This window comes from Rhizobium chutanense (assembly GCF_002531935.1).
Taxonomy (GTDB): Bacteria; Pseudomonadota; Alphaproteobacteria; order Rhizobiales; family Rhizobiaceae; genus Rhizobium; species Rhizobium chutanense.
Genome location: NZ_NWSV01000014.1, coordinates 12,104 through 36,122, shown reverse-complemented (window position 1 = coordinate 36,122; position 24,019 = coordinate 12,104). Strand labels below are relative to the sequence as shown.

The window sequence follows — 24,019 nt, the reverse complement described above, 5'->3', positions numbered from 1 at the left end:
TCTGGGCTCGGCACGTCAACTGAAATGGAGCGCGCGCCCCTTGGCGATGGCCTCCTCCAGCCGCCCACGAGACGTGCCTGCAAGGCGCTCGACTCCCATCAATCTCGCAAGCGAGAGAGCGGGGTCGGCTTCATCGAATAGTCCAGGATTAGACGTGACCAGCGCTGCAAGCTCTGCCAACGGTATGTCCGCCACCGACCGCCGGCCCTCACCGGTACCTATACGGTACGGCAACATTTCTGTGACTGTACCCCTCTTCCAAACGAAGTCCCCGCTGGACTCAGAGGTTCTGTCGAGGTGCTTCAGATGAAGGGCGATCCGCTCGCGGATCCGTGCTCCAGTCCGGAGCCAACCGTGTGCACGCGCAATCCTCTGAGCCAGAACATCTTCCCTCATCGGCGCTTCGGCTTCGATGACAGCGTCGACCATGGCTTGAAGTGTGGCGCGGTAGGAAAACTCGAAGAAGTCGTTCGGACGCGACTTAAACGCCGTCAGGTCTGCGATGCGATACGTTGAGTCATTTGAGTGCGTGGCTATGGGAACTTCCAAATGCCCGCTAGCGCCAACCTCCTCTGGCGCGGCAGCGAACAGATCTTGAACCATGATGTCATAATCAGGGTCGGCCGGAGATTCGATAGCAGCCGAACCGGCACCATAGAGCGCAATGGAATCGCCACCCGAAACCTTATCGAGTAGCTCGGTCGACCCCGTTTCAATCGGCTCGACCGCCTGCCTGCTTTGATCCAGCAACTCGTTAAGTGCGTGATGCAGACGATCGGCAGCGCCCAGTCGGTCGAACCACCAATCAGTCGACCAGACCCGGACGATATTCCACCCGAGGCCCCGCAATACTTGCTCGCGGACCTTGTCGCGATCCCGAGCCGTCGCCGAGCTGTGATAAGTTGCGCCATCGCACTCTACTCCGGCAAGGTAGGCTCCCGCCTTGTCGGGGTGCTTCACGCCTATATCAATGCGGAAGCCGGATAGGCCGACCTGCGGCACGAAATGCCAACCACGCTTGGAAAGCTCTTCGGCGACAGCCTCCTCGAACGGCGACTCCAAGCCGCCGACGGATCCGTGATCTTGTGCGGGCAGAGCGATAGCACCACGGTCCGCAAAATCCAGGAACGTCTTCAGATGATGGACACCTACGGCCTTGGTCCGTGCAGTGTCGATCTGATCTGCCCGAAAGCCCGAAAAGACTAACAGTTCCTGCCGCGCACGGGTCACCGCGACGTTCAGTCGTCGCTCGCCGCCGTCTCGGTTCAGGGCGCCGAAATCCATGCTCCTTTTCCCGGCCGCGTCCTCAGTGAAGGTGATTGAGAAGAGGATCGTATCACGCTCGTCCCCCTGCACGTTCTCAAGGTTCTTCACGATGGTCGGTTCAATCCTGTCTTCGGAGAAGAACCACTCCAACTCCGGGCTTGCACGGCGGGCCTCGTCGAGGAAATCCTGAATCAGGGACTGCTGCTGCGCGTTGAATGTAATTATCCCGAGTGTCGGCCGCTCGCCCTCTGAGAGCTTCAGCCACGAACGCATCCGCAGCACCGCCTCGTCTGCAACGGCGCGTGCTTCGACCTTGTTGGTGCGGGTCTTGCCGCGATCGTAGATGCCGTTCGGTACAGGCCTCAGGCTAACCGCCCTGTCCTCCACCGTCGGCGAAGGGAATGTGATGAGGCGGTTCTGGTAGTAGTGATGGTTCGAGAAGGCGATGAGCGACTCATTGCGGCTGCGATAGTGCCATCTCAGGTCGCGAACAGGGATCCCCGCTGTCTTAGCCTCGTCGAGGATGCTCTCGAGATCCCGTTCGTGTTCGCTGACATCTTCCTCCTCTTCGTTGCGTCCAAAGAAGTTGGTGGGCGGCAGTTGTTTGGGATCGCCTACGATGATCGTCTGGCGACCGCGGGCGATCGCGCCTACCGCATCCCAGGTGGTGATCTGCGATGCCTCGTCGAAGATCACGACATCGAACAGTGCTTGGTCTGGAGGGAGATACTGCGCGATCGACAGCGGCGACATCAACATGCATGGCGCGAGCTTTGAGAAGCTGTTGGGCATCCCGCCGATGATTTCCCGGATAGAACGGCTCGGACGTTGAAGCTCCATCTGATGCCGGAGCAGACCGAGTTCAGACTGTCTGGGAACGCCCTGCACCAGAGGAAGCCCATGCGCCAGAGAAGAAGCGACGCGCCCTGCAGCAGCCTTCCTTACCATGTCGTCGATATCCCGGAAGTCGGCCACGGCATGCTCGTGCTCGAAGCGGCGGAACTCCCGAAGAACTGGATTGGCATCGATCGCGAAAGGGAGCCACCACCGGGCGTACCCGAGATGAAACGCGGCCTCTGTTTCCGAAGAAGAGACTGCGCCATCTTCAATGCCCTTGATCAGCCCGAAGAGCCCCTTCGCTTCCGCCTCCTGGCGAACACGGCACCAAGCTACCCAGTCGCGAAGCACCTGACGGGCAGCGGCAAGATCGTTCAGCCGGCGCGGCAACGACGTGAATATCTCGTCGGGATACAACGACGTGATATCCTTGCCCGACACCGAAGCGAACTCCTTCTCTGCCTCAAGGAAGTTGGAAAAAGCCGCCAGGAAGTCTCTGGCAGTCAGGCGAACCGATGCATCAGGGGATGCCGACGCCAGGACGGGCGCGATTGCCTGGGCAATCCCCCTCACCTCTTCGGCGGCCCTGCCGAGCCGTATAAGACTATCACGCACGCGCTGCGCTCCGGACAGCCTACGCTCAACTTGCTCGACGTCCGTTTGCAGCCCTGCGAAACCCGATCGCTTACCGGAAAGGACGTTTGCCTGAATCGCGGCGGATTGTTGCTTCATTTGCTTAAGGTGCGTGAAGTCTTTCTCCGGGTCGGGTGTGCCGCCGTTCGAATAGGACTTCAGCAGCTTCCTCACGCGCCGCTTTCCAAGCCAGCTTTTTGGCCATATGGATGCGGATGCTTCGCGCCACTCGTTCTCCAACTGTTCGAGCGGGATAGAGGCGAGCGTGTCGTGTGCGAAGGGTGCCGCTAAGTTCCGTTCCGCGGCGCGGTACGCCTGGATCGCTCCGCTGAGCTCTGCAAGAGCACCCTGAAACTGGGCGAACTCTCGGTCGAACGCGATGCTGACATCCGTCCCTGCCGTCGAGCACAATGTATCCGCCAAGTGCGCGAGCCTTTGCAGACCGTCGATCGGAGCGTCGGTCTCTGCAGATAAACCGAGCTCACGCACGAAGGCCTGGTGGGCACTTTGCAATCGGATGATCTTCTCTTTCAGGGCAGATGCGGAGGACAACAACTGCTCCTGCCAGCTTGATGACCATTCCGGCCTGTCAACGAGTTCCAGGGACGGCTGCCGGTCAACGGCACCAAACACACGACCCAGATCGGCGGCGAGAGCACTCAGGTTCCGGTAAGCGGCTTCGTCGTGGGCATCGAGGGCGTCGAAAGAGAGAGTCGGCGCGTGGGCATCTGCCCCTTTGGATGCCACTCCGATTGCCTTGTAGACACTCAGCCCGTTGTTGTGGAGATGATGGAGGCCTTCCACGTAGGCGTTGAGTTGGTCGCGGCGGAACCGAAGCTTTTCGTTCACGTTGATCCATTCCTGTCCATCGGAACGGATGGACGCCTCCCAGGACCGTTTCAACTGCGAAACAAAACTCCTCCTGTCCGACTTGTTCGAATGTAGTTCAAGGCAGTGGTCGCCGAGCCCGTGTTCGCGGAGACGACGATACACGACATCGAGCGCCGCGGTTTTTTCTGCGACGAAAAGCACGGTCTTGCCGACCGCGAGGCAGTTCGCGATCATGTTTGCGATCGTTTGGCTCTTCCCTGTTCCGGGAGGGCCGACCACCACGAAATCCCTCCCCTCGGCAGCGGCGATGCTAGCGGCGATCTGTGAGGAATCGGCTGGAAGGAGGCATATGATGTCCTTGGGCTGGAAGCGGCGGTCGATCTCGCGCTCGGCGGCGAAAGGGTCGTCCGATGTGAACACCTGGTCGGGCGTGTCGATAAGGTGCTTTACGACCCTGTTGTGGCGAAGGGCGTCCGTACGCTCGACAAGATCCTTCCACATCAGGAACTTTGCAAACGAGAACGTCGACAGAGCAACTTCGTCCACCACCTCCATTCCCGGCACATCTCTGACGGCTTGCCGCATGCTCGCCAGGAGTCGTGGAACATCAACGCCGTTCTCATCCAGCGGCAAAGCTCCAGCGAACTGCGGCAGGCGCAAGTCGAAGTCCCGTTCAAGGAACTGCAGAAGGGTGGCATTGAACCGGGGCTCGTCCTCGTGGAAGCGTAGGCCAAATCGGGAGGAGGCGCTCTTCCTCTCCAGTTTGACGGGAACCAGAAGCAAAGGAGCGCGGTAGCTCCGTTCGTCCTCCGGTTTCTTCTTCCAACGCAGGAAGCCCACCGCGAGGAAGAGAGTATTTGCTCCACCCTCGGCGAAGTCGTTCTTGACCTGACGATGGAGCTCGATCAGCCGCTTTTCCAGCTCCTTTACATGGAGCTTCGATGGCAGTTCGTCGCGCAGAAGGGCCTCGGTCGCGAATTGGCGCTGCAGATCTTCACCGCGGGTCTCTCGGAAGAGCGCTTCATCACGTTCACCGACAGGATTCTGATCCGGTAGAGAAATGAGCCGGATCAAAGATCCAGAGGCTAGGCGATCCTCCAGAAAGGAGACATCGCTGCATAAAAATGGGATTGTCTTCTGACTGTCCGGGAAGTTCAGGAGGCGATTGCGCAAAGTCAGGTCGAGCAGCTTTTTCTGCCAGCGATCTATGCGGCCTGCCGCAGTCGTGGGCTTCTCTTCGGCCACGTCCGCTGGGAGGGCGTCGAATGCCGGCATTGCAGGGAGCGGCAACGCGCTCGGATGATCATCGTCTGGCACGTCCGCAGAACGCTGAAGGGGTTGATGCGACGCAAGAGGCGTTACACCGCCGCTCCGGGCGCGTCGAACATCGATCGCCGCCACGAAAGAATGGCGCTGGCTCTCGTCGAGACGAGCCTCGACCATTTGTCGGGCATGGTCTAGAATCATGGCGGGGCGATGGGTGAGCCCCGTGGTTTCGAACACTACCAGCTCGCGCACCCCGAGCGCCTTGCGAATCTCCATGAGATCCGTCTCGATTGCATTCGCCAGCGTCCTCTGGGTCAACCACACGCCGACAGCCGCGTGGCCGTTGAACGTGAGGATGATGGCGTGCAGACCCGATGCCTCCAGTGCCGATGCGAGCAGGAGCGTGAGATCCAAGCAGTTCGCGAGCCGCTGTTCGAGAATGTCTGTCGGCCGTCGAATCTTCTGCCCCCTCTGCTCAAAGCTGGCCGGAGCTTCGGCATAGTGCAGCCCGAGTGCGGAAATTGCAGAGTACACAGAGGCAGCGAGCATGAATGTTCTTTTCGGGTCGCCGCTCTGGTAACCGTCCAAGCCTGAAGGATGTCCATGTGCTGCGAGCTGGTCTGCGGCAGACCTCAGAATTCTGGCCACGGCAGGATCGTTCGGCATGACGAAGGCTGGGAGGAGTTGAGCCATATCATTGACACCGCCCCACTCGTCACGCGCAAGGAGGCGCACCGGAACGTGGATCTCGGAAAGCAGGGATCCGCGCGATGTCAGCGTGAGGGTGATCTCGCCGCGCTCGGCCTCATTCAATCCGGCGAGGTACGACGAATCGAGATCTACCTTTCGGTCGGTCAGAGAGATTTCGTCTCCTGCAAGGATCCGATCGATCATCCACGTCTTGGCGCGCACGAATGGGGGATTGGCTACGAGACGAAGTTGGCATTCCTCAAGGTTGTCGTTTGTCGCGTTCGCGACTTTGACTGACCTTAGGACGGGAATGGCATTCTGAAATGATGCGTATGTAAAACTTGGCGCAATATCAGAGACAATCGCCACATTGGCATGAACAATATTCAGCATGATGTAATCCCCACCCTTCACGGCCAGAGAACTACTACTTTCGAGAGTGTTTCAAGTACATTCTAATGGAAACGCACAAAAATCACCCTGAAGCCCACATTGCGTCTAGAAGGGCAGGAAGTCGAACAGGCGCTTGCTCAACCTCGCCGCCCAAGACGGCTTCACGGTGCCGGCCGCCAATGGCGGGCCGAACGATGGCGCCAATGGCGATTGATAGAACCGGTTGAGCATCGCGTCACAGACGTAATGCCCCCAGTTCGTCAGATGCTCCGTCTCTTTCGCGCCGAGGAAATGGAGATAGGTGCCGACCTCCGAGGGAACGACCGAGGACGGCGGCAGCATGTAGGACACGTAGGGCTTAAGCTCGGCGTCCTTGCTGTCGATCGACCAATAGACGCCGCGGGTTCTGGCGCGCAGAGCCGATTTCGCGAGATCGTCGAGGCCAAGCTGATCGGCCTGTTTTGCAGCCTTGAAGCCACCGATCAGGTCTCGCCGCCGCAACGACCGCACCTGGTTGTCGGTCGTATCGAGAACGCGCTTGAGCTGGGAGAGATAGTTCCAGTAGCCGCGGGTCGAGGATCGCCAGGGCGCGCCGGCATCGCTGACAAGCAGGCAATCGCAGCGTTTCAGCGCCGGCTCGATGCCGTGATTGTCATAGACGCCACCATCGCTCAATATTGCCCTGCCCGGAGCAACCGGGTCGCCAACACTGTCGTCGAGCTTTTCCCTCTTCCAGGAAAACTGCGACAGGTCCAATCGCAGCGGCGACAGCACCGGCGGGAATGCCGCCGAAGCGGCAACCGCGGTCGCGAGCGAAAGTGTCGGATGAAACGACAACCCGATCCTGTAATCCGCGAGATAGCGGTTCGACATCCGGAAAAGCGAACCGGTGCTGAGATTGCTGGCGCAAAATACGAACCAGGGCGAGCTTGGAAGATCTTTCAGGCTTGGCGATTTTCCATCGAAAAGATGCCGCTCATAGAGTTTCGCGGCTTCCTCCGCCGCGCTGGAGAAGGGATTGAACACGCCCTTCAGGAAGCTCGGCCCATCCGCAAAGACCTGGCTGAAGGCGAGGATGCGATCCAAATACTCGGCTTTGAAATTGACGGCGATCCCGTTCTGAAAGACAAGCCGCGGCCACGCATAAACCAAAAGGCCGGAGGCAATCGATCCCCCCGACACCGACGAGATCATATCGAGTTTCGCCAGAAGGCCGGCCTCGTTGAGCCTGAAAAGAGATCCCGCATGGAAAAGCATGGCCCGATAGCCACCGCCCGAAAGGCAGAGGCCGAGTTTATAACGCTCCGCCGCCTTCTCGGGTTCGTCGGATCCGGAAAAGACGGCATTCGATGGGGCATGCTCGTCTTCCGACATGCTCGGCCTCACTCAGCAATATGAGTTTTCACCGATCTCTTCCTTCAGGCAAGCTGCCGAACTTTGCGGTCGCTGCCTGCAGACCGGCACCGCTTACTCGTCATACCTCCGGGAGTTGGCATCGCATTTATGCCATTTCCAGTCCATTCCGGCTTCGCCCTCATGGCCATAGCACCAGTCGAGGTGATTGAGCAGCGGACCGAGTTCGTCGCGCCTTTTGCACGCCCGCTGTGTCTCGATGCCGTACCGATCTGTGCTGCCGCGGCAGATGTCGTCCAGCCCTATCCACTGGTCAATCAACCGATCCGGCGCCTTGGCTCCCTTATCCGTGGCGAGCACCTTTCCTGTCTCGGACTCGATCTGCAGGGAGGCGGTGTTCCACACGTAAGAGAATTCGGCCATCCCGGCAGACGTCTTACCCGTGTCCTTGTTTCGGGCAAACCACTCGACAATTCCCGACATTTCGCATTTTCCGGCACAGCTCGCCGTCACGGAGCCGGGTTTGACGCTGTAGATGCGCTCCGGCCAGCGTTGGGCGAAGGCTGCCTTTTCTTTCAGGACGGCGTCTTTGTCGACCGAGTTTCCGAAGAAGGAGACCTCGTCGGCATAGACGCCCTTCATAAAGGCCAGCGCCGAGGCACTGTCTTTCGACCACTCGTCATTGTATCGGTTGACGAAATCAACCGCCTCCGTGGTCAAGTCGCCGGGTTCGGAGGCCGCCGCCTCCTCGGAAGCGCTGGGGTCCGACGGCATGTCGGCGGGTGTTGCGCTCTCCTGCGGTGCGGCGCCTGGCGGGGGCGGCGCGCTTTCCTGCACCAAGGACATATCCTCGGGCGTATTGATGTTCCAGTCTCGCATTTCCGCAGCGGTGAGATACCGTATATCGGTGCTGTCGATCGACAGGCTGAGCTGCAGCAGATTGGGGCTTACCCCCATGTCGGTGAGGTAGCCGATGATCTCGCTGGTCATTGCTTGTATCGTCGAGACCGCTAACTTGTTGTCCACCGTGGCGTCGTCGGACAGGGAAGCCCGATGCACGCCGATCGAGCCCGGCTCGGCGAACCTTTCGACGCCACCGACGAAGGCGAAGGCGCAAGCCGATGCACATTCCATGGCTCTGATCTGGAGCGTTCTTGCATTCAGTGCGCGGATGGCGCGGCCGAACTTGATCGCGGTGGCCACGTTTCCGCCGGGCGAGTCAAAGCTGATGTAGTCCGCTTGGTACTGCCTGTATTCTTCGACAAGCTCCGTCGGATCGTCGGATTCAAACACGCCCGTTATCACCAGACCACGGCCTGCCGCGCCGCCGTCCACACGTTGATAGGAAATCGCTGCATGCCCCTCTCCGGCCATGGCGACGAACGCCAGCAGCAGCGATATCAACGAGACGGATTTGCGCATTCTTACCCAGCCTTCGAGCACGTATTTCTCCTGTCGTCATTCGCAGCATGGCTTGGCAGCTCTGTATAGCCGGATGATGAAATCACCTGCCCGTGAAGCCCGACCTCATCGGCGACCGCCGACGCCGATTACAGTCCGAAGAACAATAGCTTCGCAGAGAATGTTGATACCTCCCCCAGCAGTATCCGATCAATGCACAAGGGGCGATCTTCTGGCAAGCGGCACAATCAGAAGTGATGAACACGGTAAACGCCGGTTCCTCGACGAAAAGGCTTCCGGTTCACAAGGCATCATAGACCCCTGCAATGAATATCGGCTATGTCACCTGCATCGACGCATTTGACCAGCGAGGCAGTTCGTGACTTCGACCTATGACAATCACGCCCTCGATCTGAGGAGTGATGCCGATTTTTTCGCCCTTCTTACCGGCAGCTACCAGCGCATCGTCGGCCGCCGTCTTGTCGAGGAGGGTCGAGGGCCGGACTGGCTCTACAACCATGCGCCTTTCGTGGTCCTCGCTCACAACACCGCGCCCGATCCGTGCTTCATCTACGCCAACCGCACCGCGCAGAATTGCTTCGAATATAGCTGGGAGGAATTTACTGCGTTGCCGTCGCGGCTTTCGGCCGAGCAGCCCGATCGCGCCGAGCGCCAGCGGCTGCTCGACGCCGTTGCGCGCGATGGTTTTGTCGACAATGCGCGCGGTGTCAGGATCGCGAAATCGGGGCGCCGTTTCTGGATCGAGGATGTGACCGTCTGGCAGCTCATCGATGAAGCGGGCAAGCGGTGGGGCCAGGCGGCGATATTCGCTTCATGGCGGGACGCGTAGTTTCGCCGTCCAGGGCGAGGGAGCGGCAAACGTAGCTTGGTGCTCCCTCATTCCTGTCCTCGGACTTGATCCGAGGGATGCCACAGGAATCCAGTGCGCTCAAGTCCTTGAGCGCGGGAGACCGCTTTGTCACTGAGAGTCATTCACGGCGCCGACGCGCCGTGGCTGGATTCCTGTGACGAGCACAGGAATGAGGGAGATCGGAGAGGCCGACTCTGCCTGAGCGTTTCTATCGCAATGACGTTACGGCTTCACCCGGTCCGGATGCGCCGCCTGAAACGCCGGCAGTTCGGCGCATTTGGCGTCGATATCGGCGATGCGCCCGAGAGCTGTGATATCTACTCCCCAACGGCGGGCGTTGTAGACCTGTGGAACCAGACATAGGTCGGCCATCGTCGGCCGATCGCCAAAGCTGAATGCTCCATCAAACTCACCGATCATCGCTTCCAGTTTGCGCAGTCCGTCGGCGATGAAATGCTTCATCCATTGCTCGCGGGCATCGGCCCTTTCCGTCAGCGTCATGAGATGCGAGACGACATGCAGGTTGCAGATCGGATGGATGTCCATGGCGACCGCATATGCAAGGGCGCGCACTTTTTGGCGATCGGCACTATCGGATGGCAGCAATCCGCATTCCGGCCTGGTCTCGGCGAGATATTCGATAATGGCCAGCGACTGCGTCAGTGTTTTCCCATCGATGACCAGCGTCGGCACGAGCCCCTGCGGGTTGAGCGCGAGATAATCCGGCGTCCTGTGCCCGCCCTCCAGCAGGTTGATCGGCACCGCCTTATAGTCGACACCCAGGAGATTGAGCGCAATGCGGACGCGGTAGCTCGCCGATGATCTCCAGTAGTCGTAGAGAACGACCTCCTTCATCGCGGCGCGGCTCCCTGGTATTTTCCAACCGTCTGCTCGATCGCCCCGAAGATCGAATGGCCGGCCTGATCCTTCATCTCGATGCGAACTCGATCCCCGAACCGCATGAAGGGCGTTTTCGCCGATCCGGTCCCGATGGCCTCGATCATTCGGAGTTCGGCAATGCAGGAATAGCCGTCTCCGCCCTCCTCCACCGGCTTACCCGGGCCGCCGTCCAGCTTGTTGGAAACCGTTCCCGAGCCGATGATCGTTCCGGCCACGAGATTGCGGGTTTTGGCGGCATGGGCGATCAGCTGGCCGAAATCGAAGGTCATGTCGATGCCGGCATTCGCCTTGCCGAATGCCGTGCCGTTCAAGCTCACCAGCAGCGGCAGATGCAGCTTGCCGCCGTCCCAGGCGGCCCCTAACTCATCCGGCGTCACCGCGACGGGAGAAAATGCCGATGCTGGTTTCGACTGGAAGAAACCAAATCCCTTGGCGAGTTCATCCGGGATCAGACCGCGCAGCGACACGTCGTTGACGAGCATCACCAGGCGGATGGCGCTGCGCGCGGCCTCAGGACCGGAACCCATCGCCACGTCGCCGGTGACGACGGCAACCTCGCCCTCCATGTCGATCCCGTAGGTCTCATCGGCCGCCAGGATCGGATCGCGCGGCGCGAGGAAACCGTCCGAACCGCCTTGATACATCAGCGGATCGGTCCAGAAGCTCGTCGGCATCTCGGCGCCGCGTGCCTTGCGCACGAGTTCGACATGATTGACGTAGGCCGAGCCGTCGGCCCATTGGTAGGCGCGCGGCAAAGGCGATGCGGCGTCATGTTCGTGAAAGCGGATCGTCGGCTGGGCGCCGGTCTCGATGCCTTCGGCCACCGCCGCCAGTCTCGGAGCCACATGCTCCCAGTCATCGAGCGCCGCCTGCAGGGTGCGGGCGATGTGGCCGACCTCGGAGCAGCGGGTGAGATCACGGGAAACGACGACGAGCCGGCCGTCCCTGGTGGAGTCCTTGAATGTCGCAAGCTTCATGTCTGAATTCCAGTGCCGGAGGATGCCATCACTTGATGCCGGGGGTGCCGTCGAATTTGCGTTCCAGGCCGTCCCAGCACTCGAGGTAGTCATCCTGCAGCGTTTCGAGCTCGGCTGCATATTTCGTCAGTTGCTGCGGGTAGCGGGTCTCGAACATGAAGGCCATGGTGTTATCGAGCTTCACGGGCTTGAGCTCGGCATTGGATGCCTTTTCGAAGGCAATCGCATCCGGCCCGTGCGCAAGCATCATGTTGTGCAGGCTCATGCCACCAGGCACGAAGCCCTCCTCCTTGGCGTCGTACTGGCCGTGGATCAGGCCCATGAACTCGCTCATGATGTTGCGGTGATACCAGGGCGGGCGGAAGGTGTGCTCGGCCACCAGCCAGCGCGGCGGAAAGATGACGAAATCGACATTGGCCGTGCCGGCATCTTCGGTCGGGGCGGTCAGCACCGAAAAGATCGACGGATCGGGATGGTCGAAGCTGATCGCGCCGACTGGGGAAAATGTCCTGAGGTCGTATTTATAAGGCGCATAGTTGCCGTGCCAGGCCACCACATCGAGGGGCGAGTGGCCGATCTCAGTGACGTAGAACTTTCCGCACCACTTCACATGCACGCGGCAGGGCGTTTCCTTGTCCTCGAAAGCGGCGACGGGGGTTTTGAAGTCACGCGGGTTCGCCAGGCAGTTCGCACCGATCGGCCCGCGGTCCGGCAGTGTGAATTTCGCGCCGTAATTCTCGCATATATAGCCGCGCCAGACCGTCTGCTCACCGTTACGCATGATCTTGAACATCATGCCGCGCGGGATGAGGCATATTTCCAGGGGCTCGACATCCATGATGCCCATTTCGGTGAACACCCTGATGGCGCCGAGCTGCGGCACGATCAGCAGTTCGCCGTCGGCGTTGAAGAAGTAGTCGTCGACCATGTCTTCGTTGAAGACGTAAACATGCGCCGACATGCCGACCTGGGTCGTGACATCGCCTGCCGTCGTCATTGTCCGCACACCCTGAAGAAACGTCAGTTTCTCCGTTGGCGCGGGGACAGGATTCCAGCGAAGCTGACCCAAGGGAAGCGAATGCTCGTCGAGGCAGGGCGCCGTCTTCCAGAGCGGATAGGATGCGTTGGAAAAACGGCGTGTATGACGCACACTCGGGCGAATACGATACAGCCAGGATCTTTCGTTCGTCCCGCGCGGCGCGGTGAAAGGCGAGCCGGAAAGCTGCTCGGCATAAAGGCCGTAGTTGCATTTCTGGGGGCTGTTCTGGCCCTGCGGCAGGGCGCCCGGAAGCGACTCCGTTTCGAAGTCGTTGCCGAAGCCCGGCATGTATTTCAGCTTGTTTGCAATCGCGGCTTCACCCTCTGAAGCCTGGATCGATGTCTGGTCCATTGCTCAACTCCTCCCCGAAACTCCCGCGCCGCGCGCACTTCCGGGCGCGCGGGATCGTCCGGAGTTTACTCCGCTGCAGTACCGATGACACCACGCTTGATCTGATCGGCTTCGATCGACTCGAACAGCGCGCGGAAATTGCCTTCGCCGAAGCCCTCGTCGCCCTTGCGCTGGATGAATTCGAAGAAGATCGGGCCGATCACGGTTTTCGAGAAGATCTGGAGCAGGATCTTCGTCATGCCGCCATTCACGACGCCTTCGCCATCGATGAGGATGCCGTGCTTCTTCATGCGTTCGATGGGCTCGCTATGGCCGTTCACCCGTTCATAGGACATGTCGTAGTAGGTCTCCGGAGGACCCGGCATGAAGCGCAGACCGTTATCGGCAAGCCGGTCGGTGGCGTCGTAGATATCCTCCGTGCCGACGGCGATATGCTGGATGCCCTCGCCCCTGTATTTCTTCAGATATTCCTCGATCTGGCTCGTGTCGTCCTTGGATTCATTCAGCGGAATGCGGATCTTGCCGCAGGGCGAGGTGATGGCGCGGCTCACCAGACCGGTGATGCGCCCATCAATATCAAAGAAGTGGATCTGCTTGAAATTGAACAGGTTGCGGTAAAAATCCCACCACTTGTCCATATTGCCGCGGAAGACGTTATGCGTGAGGTGATCGAGATAATAGAAGCCGATCCCCTCTGGGCGCGGGTTGCGCTCGCCGAGCCAATCGAACTCGGCATCGTAGGCCGAGCCCTTTGCCCCGTAGGTTTCGACGAAATAAAGCAGCGAGCCGCCGATGCCGACGATCGCCGGTACGTCGAGCACCTTGTCGTCGCCTTCATAGGGAACAGCGCCTTTCGACACGGCGTGCTCGAAAGCGTATCTGGCATCGACAACGCGCCAGGCCATCGATGCGGCGCAGGGACCGTGCTTTTCGACGAAGCGAGCGGCATGACTGCCCGGTTCGGCGTTCACGACATAGTTGATATCGCCCTGGCGCCAGACGGTGATGTTCTTCGTCTTGTGCCTGGCGACCGCCACGTAGCCCATGCGTGTGAAAAGTTCACCGAGTTTCTCGGGTTCGGGATGAGCGAATTCCACGAATTCGAACCCATCGGTGCCAGCCGGATTGTCGGCGGTGATTTCCGACGGCGGCGCATCATGCGGAAACGGGCCCATTTTCCTTCCTCCAGAGGAGATTGCATTTTCTATGCAAACTATGGCCCAAAACGCATGCAAAGTTCTTGCATTCTTCATGTCCAAGGAAAAGACTACGCACGGTCCGTGAGTGTTTTGGAGATTTTGCGCAATGGATGAACCGCTTGACAAATTGGATCTGCGCCTGCTGCAGGAACTGCAAAGGGATGGCCGGCTGACGAACAACGAATTGGGCGAGCGGATCGCGCTTTCGCCGTCGCAATGCTCGCGCCGGCGGACGAGGCTGGAAGCCGAGGGCTATATCCGCAGCTACCGCGCTCACCTCGATCGGGAAAAACTCGGGCTTGATATGCTGGTGGTCATTTCCGTGACGCTTGCCACCCACAACAGAGACAATGCCCGCCGATTTTCGCAATTGATCAATGGGCTGCCCGAAGTTCTGGAGGCTTACGCTCTCACCGGCGAAATGGACTATCACTTGACGGTCGCGACGCGCGGCCTCGCCGACCTTTCAAAGTTCGTCAGCGACGTGCTGCTGCCGCACGAGTCGGTGCAGCACGTGAAAACGTCGATCGTACTCGACACGCTGAAGACATTCGAAGGCTTTCCGGTGCTCATGCCGGGTCATGGGCATTGCGACCCACGATGATTCCGGCGGCATCGGCGGGCATCTCGGTTAGAGCGGCAGTTCGGTCGAGAATTTCAGCTCGCGCAGCACGAAGCTCGAGACGACAGTGCGCACATGCGGATTGCGCATGAGGTAGCGGGTCATGAAGGCTTCATAGCTTTCCACGTCCCTCGCCCGGATCTTCAGCATATAATCGAAGGCGCCTGACAAGGCGTAACACTCCATGATCTCCGGCTGGGCCAGCACAACGGAAGCGAAAGAGGCGACCGCCTGCTCGTGGTGATCCTCGAGCGTCACATGGGCGATCACGCAGAGTTTGAGATCGAGTTTTCCCGGATCGAGCAGCGTCACCCGTTTGCGGATGACGCCGTCAGCTTCCAGTTCCTGGATCTTCCGCCAGGCCGAACTCTGCGACATGCCGGCCTTTTCCGCCAGCTCCGCCAGCGACAGGCTGCCATCGGCCTGGACGAGCTTCAGAAGGGTGCGCTGGAAATTCCCAGGTTCTTTCATTTTCAGCATCACATTCGGAAATATTTGCCATCACTATGGCAATAGCCGGCACGAAAGAAAAGAAAATCCTCTCGATATGGCGGATAATCGGAGAAACAGAGCCATGACTGGGAGGATCAGCAGATGGTCAAGGAAAGCAGCTACACCGCCAAACTGCCCGGCCCGGACGGCCTCTATGATTATACCCCGGAGGAAGATGCAATCTGGGGCGAACTCTATCGGCGGCAAATGAAGATTCTGGCCGATACGGCCTGCCGCGAATATCTCGACGGGGTCAAACTGCTAGGCCTCCGGCCGGACAAGGTGCCTCAGCTTCTCGATGTGAACAGACGCCTGAACGAGACCACCGGCTTCGGCGTCGAAGGCGTGCCGGCGCTCATTCCGCCCTCCCGCTTTTATGAGCTTCTGTCGCAAGGCAAATTCCCGCTCGCCACCTTCCTGCGCCGCCGCGAGCATATCGACTATATCGAGGAACCGGATCTGTTCCACGAGGTCTTCGGCCACTGCCCGCTCTTGACCAACCAAAGCTATGCCAATTTCGTCCGCCATTTCGGCGAAACCGCCGTTCGCCTCGGCAAAGGCTATTCCTGGCACCTGTTCCGGATCTTCTGGTTCACCGTCGAATTCGGCCTGATCAACACGCCTGAGGGCCGCCGCTGCTTCGGCGCCGGCATCGTCTCCTCGCCAAGCGAAGCCAAGGCGGCCATGGAGGGCACGGCCTGCGAATTTCGCCCGTTCGATCTGATGAGCGTGCTGCGAACCCCCTATCGCATCGATATCCTCCAGCCGATCTACTATGTCATCGACAGCTTCGCCGATCTGGAGGCGATCGTGGAGCAGGATATCGAGGGGGCGATCCTCAAGGCGAAATCTCTCGGTGATTTCGCCCCTGCTTTCGAAGCCAAAGCGTCATGATCCGCTGACGAAAGGCGGCGACGCCAGCCGCAACGCTCACTTCGCAGCGGCGGCACTTCGATTGACGAAGTCCACCAGCACACCCGGCTTGACCATCTCGGCCAGCTCTTCGGCGTCCCAGTTGGTCAGCCGCACGCAACCATGCGATCCGACCTTGTCGATAAGCTTCGGCTCGGGTGTCCCGTGGATTCCGTAGGTCGGCTCGGTCAGGTCGATCCAGACGGTGCCGACCGGGCCGTTCGGCCCTTTCGGGATGGTCAGGACACGATCGTTGTTTCCCTGCTTGAAATTCAGCTTCGGGTCATATCGGTAGACCGGCATTTTCGCGACGCCCTTGACCTTGTGCTTTCCCGACGGCGCCGGATTGTCCTGGCTTCCGATCGTCGCGGGATAGACGACAAGAAGCGCTCCGTCCTCGGCATAGGCCAGCACCTGCCCCGCCTTCCGATCAGCCTCGATCCTCTTGACCTTGCCTTGCCTCGCAACACCGGGGTTCACCACCCACACCGTATCGCCGGGCGCAAATTGCGAAGCCGGGTTGAGCGCGTTGACGAGATCGATACCCATGTGGAAGCGCTCGGACAGTTTTTCCGCAACGCTGGTATAGCCCAGGCTCTGCATTTTCGCCTTCTCGCCGTAATCTTCGGGGATCCTGTCAACGAGGCCCTTGGCGTCCTCTGCCGAGACGACGTAGCTCTCAACAACAGGGGCATTATCTTCCAGGCGGGAGGCAACGTCCGGATCCACCCTGCCATCGACGGGAAGCTTGTTCATCGCCTCGAAACCGGCCACCGCCTTGTTGACGTTCTCGCCGGAGAGGCCATCGATCACGCCGGGAGATGCACCGGCACGGTCGAGCAGGACCTGAAGGCGGACGACCGCCGGGTCCGGATCTGCGGGCGCAGACTTTTCTATCCCGATGGAGGTAATCGAAGCCGCGTTGATGATATCAGGCTTGAGCTCACGCGCGGCGGCACCGCCAACGGAAATCGTGAAAGCGAGCAGCGACATCGGCAGAGCTTTTTTCATGGACGACAAATGGCTGGCGGCCCAACTTGTTCCACTGGGCAAGAGTGCCCCGGTCACGGCGTCTTTGCGCGCCTCCTGGCTTCGCGCGATCGTGCCGTTCGGCGAGCGGGCCTCAGTTCCTCGATCGTCGGCTGCCACCATGCAATGTCCCCACCCGGAGACCTCTTCGCGGGCCGGGTGCGGACGAGTTCTTCGAGCGTCGGCTGCCGCCAATATCCCCAGACGTGATCCTCGGTCACATCGGGATAGAAGTCGGCAGCGACGTCCGCGGCCACCAGTTCTCCTGATATCTCGGTAAAGACGACGATCCCATAGGTGATGGCAACCGGCCGCCCGATCGGCGGCAGGTCGTGGCTGAGAAGCGGGTAACGGCGGCGCTTTCGTTCCGCGGAGCGGAGCCTGCTGCGGATGTCCTGTTCGCTCCCCTTGCGCTCCTCGGCCCGCCGCCGTCTCTCCTCCGGCTCATTTCTGCGGGCGGCCGCTTCGATATCGGGCCAGCGGCGCCTCAGATCCTCATAGGATCGGAAGGGAACGTGCCATATCCTGAGATCGCCGTCCCAGCGGGAGAATGGCACCTCGCGCAGTTCGTCGACGACGGTCTTCGAATAGGGCGTTCGGATACGAAAGCCTGCCTTGCCGCGCTGAAGATATGGACTGTCGATCGGATCGAAGACGAAGGCGTCGCGTCCCTTCGCATCCGCATGGGTGTCGGCCTCGGCCTCCAGCTCGGCAAGCCATCGGCCGATGCGGCGGGACGCCGTCCGGCCGGGAACGAACCAGGCCTTACGGTCGTCGTTCCAGCGGGCTCGGGGAAAGCGCCTTCGGAACTGTTCGACGGTCATCCTGTCGTAAGGGAAGGCAATGTCGGCGCCGGGCTTTGCGCCGTCCTCGCCGGGCGACGCCTCGTTGTGATCAGCCGGGGATTTCGTTTCGATCATGGAAGGAGAACGCTCTCGCGACGGAAACGGTTTCCGCTGCGGCAGCCGATGCGATCACTGAGGCCACAGCCGCGATAAGTTCGCAGGGCAAAGGCCTCTCAGTGAATGGTTCTCTGCGAATTCTCCGGATGCGAGATGTTCTGGAGCGTGGCCATAAGCTTTTCGAATTCGCTCAGAACACGATTGAACTCGACGTCCTGCATGTTGACGATTTCGGATATCGTCGAGGAAACGGATGCGATGAGCCTGTCGATCCAGACGCAGCGGTCGGCCGGCACATTGCCGAGAACCTCCTGCCGATGCGTCTTCAGCTCGCGGAGGATGCGAATGATCAGCACTCCCCGCTCGGTCCTGCTCAAGAACCGCAGCCTTGTCTGCGCCCGTTGAATTTCGGTTATCAGTGTCGTCGCCATCCCCTGCTCTCCGACCCAATGGAACCGAATATCACAACCGCAGCGTTTGTAATACGGACTTTGGTCTGACCGCGACTCAGCCCGGTGTCAGACATCGGCTAAGTCAATTATTCCCGGCGATGACGACCGGTGTTTCGCAGCTGCGCCGCGGCCCATCCCATGGTTGATACGTGTTGTCTTCCGGTCGATACGACCTGTAGCGAGCGGCGCACCAGGCTGCCGCCTGAGCATTCACTTTCGTGCCGGCGTCCCCGTCGAACTCGGCGAAATCCGCCCCATAGGGCGAAGAGCAGGCGCGGATTTCGCCGCTATAGGATCGATAGCGGTTGGTCGAGGGATCGAAGGAGCGATAGTGCTGCGTGCACCAGGCAAGGTGCTCGGCCGAAAACTTCGGCTGCGGTGTCTGAAGTGCGGTTGCCAGGCTGGCGGACTCCGGCTTCGCCTTTGCCGTCACGATGGCCGGCGGCTCGGTGACATAGCTGGAATAGACAGGCGCAATCCGTTGATAATCCTGCTGCCGCGGATCGACTTTCACCGGCTCCGTCGTCCAGAGATCGGGGCCGGCAAGATCCCCGAGGCCATGGGGCTCGGAATCCGCCACGACGTGCGAGGCAACGGATGCGGCGGCGATGCAGGCCCCGACCGAGCTGACGATGCCGAAGACTGCGGACGCAAGGGCGTTCATTTTCCCGGCCCCTGTTGTTGGGCCGGGGGAAGCCAGACGCGACCGGCGCTGCTATGCTGGCCGGCGGTGGCGACGAGCGCGGCGAGAATGCCGGCGATGGCCAGCAGGATGGCGATCACGGGCACGGCAAGACCAGCGGATTTCTGTTCGGAATAGATCATTTTCCTCTCCTCGGCGGCTGTCTTGGTTTTCATGATGATCTTTGATTTAGCCGCACGACGCCGTTGCCGGCCGTCGTGCGGCTGGTATCAAACTCTGAGCGATGATCTCAGGAAGAAACCGCGGCATGGGCCGCGTGGAGGATCACGTCACTTGATGACCTGGATCACCTTGCGTGACGACGGTTCGACGATGACGCGTTGATCATTGACCACCGCATAGGCATAGGTCGGATCATCCGGAATAGGCGTTACGACAACCGTTTCCGGCAGCGGTTGGCCGACAACGATCTTTTCCTTCACGACCACGCGGGCGGACGGTGCCGGAGCCTCGCGGACATAGGTGACGACCTTTTGCGGCGGCGGATCGATTGCCGTGCCGACGACTGCGCCGGCTACGCCGCCGACAGCAGCGCCAACAGGCCCGCCGACGATCGCGCCGGTGACCGCCCCACCCGCCGCACCATTGACGGTCGAGGACTGGGCGAATGCGACGCCGGACATCAGCGTCACGGCTGCCGCGCTTACAATAAGCCTAGAGAGCATTTTCTCCTCCTTGTGTTTGAGACGCGGCCTTGGCGACCGCTGTCAAACCAACTGGTTACAGACAAGGTCGTTCCACGCCCCAGACCTCAGTCCGACGGACCCCGGCCTTTGGTCCTAAACGCATGTCAATGTCATTTGCCGGCGCTATTTCAGCATCGAAAGACCCTGCACAAGCAGGCGCAGGCAGGAGACGGAACGCGATGGCACGATCCAACCGCCGCGAAGCGGGACGCAGGCGCCTAGCGATGCGTCTGCCGCTGATGCGGACGCTGATCATGGAAGCGCGCGACCCGTGGCAGCTCGAGCTCTTCGAGGCCTACCAGATGGCAGTCGAAGCGCGCGACGCTCTTCGAAGGCGGCGGCCCAATTCGCATATGGTGCGGGAATATGATGAGACCTGTTGCGAAATCGAGCAGCACGTCATCCGTGCGATGGGCGAACTTTCTATCGGGGCTGCGCCGCCTCAGCGCAAATCCGGCGAGCCGTCAGACATCGGCGGATAGACGTTTTTCGACACTCCATCTGGAAAGCATGCGAGGAGCCTCTTGCGGCCTCCCGAAGAGATAGCCCTGCCCCGTTTCGCATCCGAGCCGATGCAGCGCTTCGGCCTCCAGCTCGGTCTCGACACCTTCGGCGACCACCTGCAGGTTCAAGCCGTGCGCAAGTGAAATGATCGCCCGCACGATTTCCAGCACTGCCGGATTTCCGTACATTCGCCGGACGAAGGACTGGTCGATCTTGAGCTTGTCGAGAGGAAGATCGACAAGATAGCTCATCGACGAGTAGCCGGTGCCGAAGTCGTCCAAGGCAATGACGATTCCCGTTTGGCGAAGCGCGCGCATTTTCGCGATCACGCCGCCGCCCTGGTCGAGGAAGGCGGATTCGGTCAACTCGAGGCACAGCCTGGAAGACGGAAGCCCGCTGCTGGACAAGGCCTCCCTCACATCGGCCTCGATGTCGGACTGCTCGAACTGAAGTGCCGAGACGTTGACGGCGACCCCGAATTCCCCGGGCCAGGCGGCCGCCTCGGTGCAAGCCTCGAACAGCGTCCAACGGCCGATATCACAGATCAGACCAGAGGATTCGGCGATCGGGATGAACTCGGCCGGAGATATCAAACCAAACTCGGGATGATTCCATCGGATCAAGGCTTCCGCGCCGACAAGGCGCCCGCTCGTAAAATCGATCTGCGGCTGGAACAGCAGGAAGAACTGCCGGTTTTGAAGCGCGTCGCGCATGTCCCGCTCCAGCCGGCGCGAGCGAGACTGGCGAACGGCGGTAGACGGATCGAAAGAACACCATCGCCGGCCTTGCGCGGCCTTCGCGGCATCGAGCGCCGATTCGGCGGCATTGAGGATAGCGCCGGGGGCTGCATCGCCGGAGCGGGCTATCCCGAGATGGACCGAGATCGGTATGGCCGCACCGCTGAGATGTACGGGCTCTTCGAACAGCGCCAAAAGACCATCGGCGAAATTATCGATCGGTGTTGCATCCGTCGCGGAAATGGCGACGCCGAAATGATCGCCGTCCAGTTTTGCCAGCAAATCACCGGCGAATGCACGCCCGAGCCTCGCCGCCACGGCTTGCAGGAGTTCGTCGCCGACGTCGCGGCCCAGCGTGGCGCAAAGCGACGAGAAACGCTCGATATCCAGCACCGCGACGAGGGCCCCGCCCCGGAGGGCCGCCAGCCGAGACGCGAACTCCCGGCGATTGAGCAGTCCGGTGAGTTCGTCCAGTTCGGACAGCCTCTTGAGCCGCTCTTCATAGTCATAACGTGCGGTGATGTCTCGTATGATGAGGCAACCCGCAAACCGCGACCGCGCCACGGCCGGACGCGCATCCGGCTGTTCGATCGGCGAAATCGTGACGGACGCTTCGTAATGGGTAGCCTGCGAAGCTCCGGTGCCGGCGAAGTCGACGAGAGCGGTGTGCACCTTGCCCGGTTCGGAATCGTGCTTACAAACCAGGTTGCGTACGATGTCGATGATGGCGGCATCGGTGCTGCCAAGAAGCGAAGCGCCGATCCCGGCTTGCAATAGGGCCTTCGCGGATTCGCTCGCCTCGACGATCCTCAGGTTGCTATCGAATGCAACGACACCGTCCGAACTGTCGGCGATGATCCGTCGCATCAGGCGCCGGGTGTTTCGGGCCTCGGTATTGGCGATGGCGACAAGCATTCGGCCGAGGTCGACGCGTTCGTTGAACGCGAGCATCCATGCGAAGAGCAGCGTCGACCACGGCCCGGCCGTTCCGACAAGGATCCCGTCCCGCGACTGCAGCACAAATGCGCCTATTTCGCCGATGACAACGATGAGCAGTCCGACTGCCATCATCGTGATCATGCCGGCCGAACGGCTGCGGATCACGCCGACAATCAGCAAGATCGCAAACACGAGTTCCAGCGGAGCCTGATCGACCATCCTGAGGAAGCGGTTCTGGACCAGCGTCTCCGCCGCAAGCACATGAATGAGCGGGCCCGATATAGCGCCGTAAACGGGAACGGCGAAAATATCTTTGAGCTCCGCCGCAGATGCTCCGACCACGACCGAGCGATCTCTGATCGCGTCGGCCGGCACGGTCCCGTTCAGTACGTCCGACAACGAGAATGTCGGGACGGTGTCGGGCCTTATCGAGAAATCGACCAGCAGCGAACCGGAACTGCTGGCGATCCCGCCGAGGGCCGATGCGGCGGACTGGGTGGGGCTCCCATCGAGCTGGCTTCCCAGATCGAAACGACGGACGATGCCGTCCGCATCCATCGCGACATTGGCGAAGGCGGGCCATGCATTCTGAAGGAGCTGCGGGATCGGCCTCGTCACCGCCGTCTCGGACGACGACGCCTTCTCCTGCTGCCGGAACACCGGCAAAAGCACCCCTCCTCCGGATCTCGCGAGCGCCGCGGCAAGACGCTCGTCCTCCTCAGTGCTGGAGAACGCGCTAAAATCGACGTCGAGGAAGACGTCCTTGACGCCGGAGGCGACCAGCTTGTCGAGCAGTGTCGCGTAGATGCTCCGTGGCCATGGCCAGGTTCCAACGGCGTCGAGGGAATGTTTGTCGATCGCAACGAAGACAATATTGCCGGTGGCGGCACGAGGCGCCCATTGGAAACGCTTGGCGAAAAGGCTGTTGTCGATCCCCTGCAGGACGCCGACGCGGGACCCGAATATCGGCAGCGCCAGCATCACGGCGATCAGCAAAAACCGAACCGTGATCGTGCTGATGCCGTTGGAGAGATAATCTCCAGCCGCCTTCCTATCTCTCACTTATCCTTGCCCTTACCGTGATCGCCGGAATTGCCGTTACCGTTGCCACCGCCGTTGTTATCGCCCTTGCCGCTGTTTCCGTTTCCATTGCCGCCGCCGTTGCCATTCCCGTTGTTACCGCTGTCATTGGAATGACCGTTGCCATTGCCGTTTCCGCCGCTGTTGCCGCCGGAGTTGCCGTTGCCGTTACCGCCGGAGTTGCCGTTGCCATTCCCGTTATTGCCGTTACTCCCGGTGTTTGCGCTATCATCATTATCGCTGCTCGTGCCGGAACTGGTGCTGTTGCTTGTCGCCGAAGAGCTGTTCTTCGTCTCGGCCGCTTCGTCGGTATCGCCGGCCAGTGTCGTGGTGCCGACAGCCGGGATCTGGGCAACTGACGGAGCAACGGACATGATCTCGGGCTTGGATAGCCGACCCCCCACCGTCATGCCGGCCTTATTGTCGACGGTTGCGCTCTGCCCCGGCGCCACATTCGATCGCTGGCCGCTGGCGAAGCCGGTGACCTCGACCAGGCCGCGATCCACCGAGACGGATGCTTTCGCTTTACCGACCGTCACGTGAAAGATCGTTCCTTTCACAACGGCCGCGAGGTAGGGCGTCTGTACGGCCGTATGCGGCTGGCTTCGCTTCTCGATTTCAAGGTCCAGCGAGCCGACCTGCTGGTAGATCTGCGTCTTCATGGCAGCAGATTCGTTGGTGGCGATGGCGGCAAGCGTATTTGGCTGGAAGGTGATGCTCTCCACCCCTCTGGCAAGCTGAACTCGCCCGCGCGGGCCCGTCGAGACCCATGCCCTGTTAGGGACCGACTCGCCGGCGCGCAGATCCAGCCAGTTCGTCCTGTCGACGGTATACTTCACTTGATCCGTCGCCTTGACGACCCGCCAGTCGTCGGCAATCGCAGAGGCGGCTGTCGGCAGCAGGATCAGTGCTGCGATCAGAATTCGAAATATTGTCGACATGAATGCTATTCCC

Annotated in this window: 20 protein-coding genes; 4 read left to right on the top strand and 16 right to left on the bottom strand. The window is 60.5% G+C overall.

Annotation, left to right across the window (positions count from 1 at the left end; all coding sequences use genetic code 11):
* Window positions 1–15 precede the first annotated feature (15 nt).
* The 3 genes from CO666_RS20340 to CO666_RS20330 form a co-directional block, all read right to left on the bottom strand.
* Window positions 16–5,916, bottom strand: coding sequence for a DUF3320 domain-containing protein (locus tag CO666_RS20340; RefSeq protein WP_097614087.1), 5,901 nt, complete (start codon window positions 5,914–5,916; stop codon window positions 16–18).
* Between the two features lie 105 nt (window positions 5,917–6,021).
* Window positions 6,022–7,290 (bottom strand): patatin-like phospholipase family protein, encoded by a 1,269-nt coding sequence (locus CO666_RS20335; protein WP_097614009.1) that lies wholly within the window; start codon window positions 7,288–7,290, stop codon window positions 6,022–6,024.
* A 93-nt stretch (window positions 7,291–7,383) separates the two neighbouring features.
* Window positions 7,384–8,712: a COG3904 family protein gene (locus CO666_RS20330; protein ID WP_097614008.1), complete on the bottom strand. Its 1,329-nt coding sequence runs from the start codon at window positions 8,710–8,712 to the stop codon at window positions 7,384–7,386.
* A 337-nt stretch (window positions 8,713–9,049) separates the two neighbouring features.
* Here CO666_RS20330 and CO666_RS20325 point away from each other — a divergent pair, with 337 nt between their 5' ends.
* Window positions 9,050–9,520, top strand: coding sequence for an MEKHLA domain-containing protein (locus CO666_RS20325; protein ID WP_097614007.1), 471 nt, complete (start codon window positions 9,050–9,052; stop codon window positions 9,518–9,520).
* A gap of 243 nt (window positions 9,521–9,763) precedes the next feature.
* Here the strand turns inward: CO666_RS20325 and maiA are convergent, their stop codons facing one another.
* The 4 genes from maiA to hppD form a co-directional block, all read right to left on the bottom strand.
* Window positions 9,764–10,396, bottom strand: a complete 633-nt coding sequence (gene maiA / locus CO666_RS20320; protein WP_097614006.1) for a maleylacetoacetate isomerase — start codon at window positions 10,394–10,396, stop codon at window positions 9,764–9,766.
* Window positions 10,393–11,418, bottom strand: coding sequence for a fumarylacetoacetate hydrolase family protein (locus tag CO666_RS20315; RefSeq protein ID WP_097614005.1), 1,026 nt, complete (start codon window positions 11,416–11,418; stop codon window positions 10,393–10,395). Before CO666_RS20315 ends, maiA begins: the two co-directional genes overlap by 4 nt.
* 28 nt (window positions 11,419–11,446) lie before the next feature.
* Window positions 11,447–12,808, bottom strand: coding sequence for a homogentisate 1,2-dioxygenase (gene hmgA, locus CO666_RS20310; RefSeq protein WP_097614004.1), 1,362 nt, complete (start codon window positions 12,806–12,808; stop codon window positions 11,447–11,449).
* Between the two features lie 65 nt (window positions 12,809–12,873).
* Window positions 12,874–13,983, bottom strand: coding sequence for a 4-hydroxyphenylpyruvate dioxygenase (gene hppD, locus CO666_RS20305; RefSeq protein ID WP_097614003.1), 1,110 nt, complete (start codon window positions 13,981–13,983; stop codon window positions 12,874–12,876).
* Between the two features lie 130 nt (window positions 13,984–14,113).
* Between hppD and CO666_RS20300 the strand changes: the two genes are divergently transcribed.
* A complete protein-coding gene (locus CO666_RS20300) occupies window positions 14,114–14,611 on the top strand; it encodes an Lrp/AsnC family transcriptional regulator (protein WP_097614002.1) in 498 nt (165 codons plus the stop codon).
* A 27-nt stretch (window positions 14,612–14,638) separates the two neighbouring features.
* On the opposite strand, the gene CO666_RS20295 is transcribed toward CO666_RS20300, so the two are convergent.
* Window positions 14,639–15,100, bottom strand: coding sequence for an Lrp/AsnC family transcriptional regulator (locus CO666_RS20295; RefSeq protein WP_097614086.1), 462 nt, complete (start codon window positions 15,098–15,100; stop codon window positions 14,639–14,641).
* A 123-nt stretch (window positions 15,101–15,223) separates the two neighbouring features.
* On the opposite strand from CO666_RS20295, the gene CO666_RS20290 reads away from it, so the two are divergent.
* The gene (locus CO666_RS20290; protein ID WP_097614001.1) at window positions 15,224–16,015 is read left to right on the top strand and encodes a phenylalanine 4-monooxygenase; all 792 of its coding nucleotides are present in this window, start codon (window positions 15,224–15,226) and stop codon (window positions 16,013–16,015) included.
* Window positions 16,016–16,051: 36 nt separating this feature from the next.
* Here the strand turns inward: CO666_RS20290 and CO666_RS20285 are convergent, their stop codons facing one another.
* The 6 genes from CO666_RS20285 to CO666_RS20265 all read right to left on the bottom strand — a co-directional run bounded on the left by CO666_RS20285 (window position 16,052) and on the right by CO666_RS20265 (window position 19,784).
* Window positions 16,052–17,053, bottom strand: coding sequence for a L,D-transpeptidase family protein (locus tag CO666_RS20285; protein ID WP_179869734.1), 1,002 nt, complete (start codon window positions 17,051–17,053; stop codon window positions 16,052–16,054).
* A 44-nt stretch (window positions 17,054–17,097) separates the two neighbouring features.
* A complete protein-coding gene (locus tag CO666_RS20280) occupies window positions 17,098–17,982 on the bottom strand; it encodes a hypothetical protein (RefSeq protein ID WP_097613999.1) in 885 nt (294 codons plus the stop codon).
* Between the two features lie 98 nt (window positions 17,983–18,080).
* Window positions 18,081–18,395 carry a hypothetical protein gene (locus CO666_RS20275; protein ID WP_097613998.1) on the bottom strand — a complete coding sequence of 105 codons (315 nt, stop codon included), beginning with the start codon at window positions 18,393–18,395 and terminating at the stop codon, window positions 18,081–18,083.
* A gap of 103 nt (window positions 18,396–18,498) precedes the next feature.
* Window positions 18,499–19,080, bottom strand: a complete 582-nt coding sequence (locus CO666_RS20270; protein WP_097613997.1) for a BA14K family protein — start codon at window positions 19,078–19,080, stop codon at window positions 18,499–18,501.
* Entirely contained in the window at window positions 19,077–19,274 is a 198-nt protein-coding gene (locus tag CO666_RS33710; protein ID WP_126911790.1) for a hypothetical protein, read from the bottom strand. Before CO666_RS33710 ends, CO666_RS20270 begins: the two co-directional genes overlap by 4 nt.
* A 114-nt stretch (window positions 19,275–19,388) precedes the next feature.
* Entirely contained in the window at window positions 19,389–19,784 is a 396-nt protein-coding gene (locus CO666_RS20265; RefSeq protein ID WP_097613996.1) for a DUF1236 domain-containing protein, read from the bottom strand.
* A 200-nt stretch (window positions 19,785–19,984) separates the two neighbouring features.
* On the opposite strand from CO666_RS20265, the gene CO666_RS20260 reads away from it, so the two are divergent.
* Window positions 19,985–20,287 carry a hypothetical protein gene (locus CO666_RS20260; protein ID WP_097613995.1) on the top strand — a complete coding sequence of 101 codons (303 nt, stop codon included), beginning with the start codon at window positions 19,985–19,987 and terminating at the stop codon, window positions 20,285–20,287.
* Here the strand turns inward: CO666_RS20260 and CO666_RS20255 are convergent.
* Window positions 20,270–23,047, bottom strand: a complete 2,778-nt coding sequence (locus CO666_RS20255) for an EAL domain-containing protein (RefSeq protein WP_097613994.1) — start codon at window positions 23,045–23,047, stop codon at window positions 20,270–20,272. The two genes, CO666_RS20260 and CO666_RS20255, sit on opposite strands and share 18 nt — an antisense overlap.
* Complete coding sequence (locus CO666_RS20250; RefSeq protein ID WP_097613993.1) at window positions 23,044–24,006, bottom strand: FecR family protein; 963 nt, start codon at window positions 24,004–24,006, stop codon at window positions 23,044–23,046. Before CO666_RS20250 ends, CO666_RS20255 begins: the two co-directional genes overlap by 4 nt.
* Window positions 24,007–24,019: the final 13 nt, after the last annotated feature.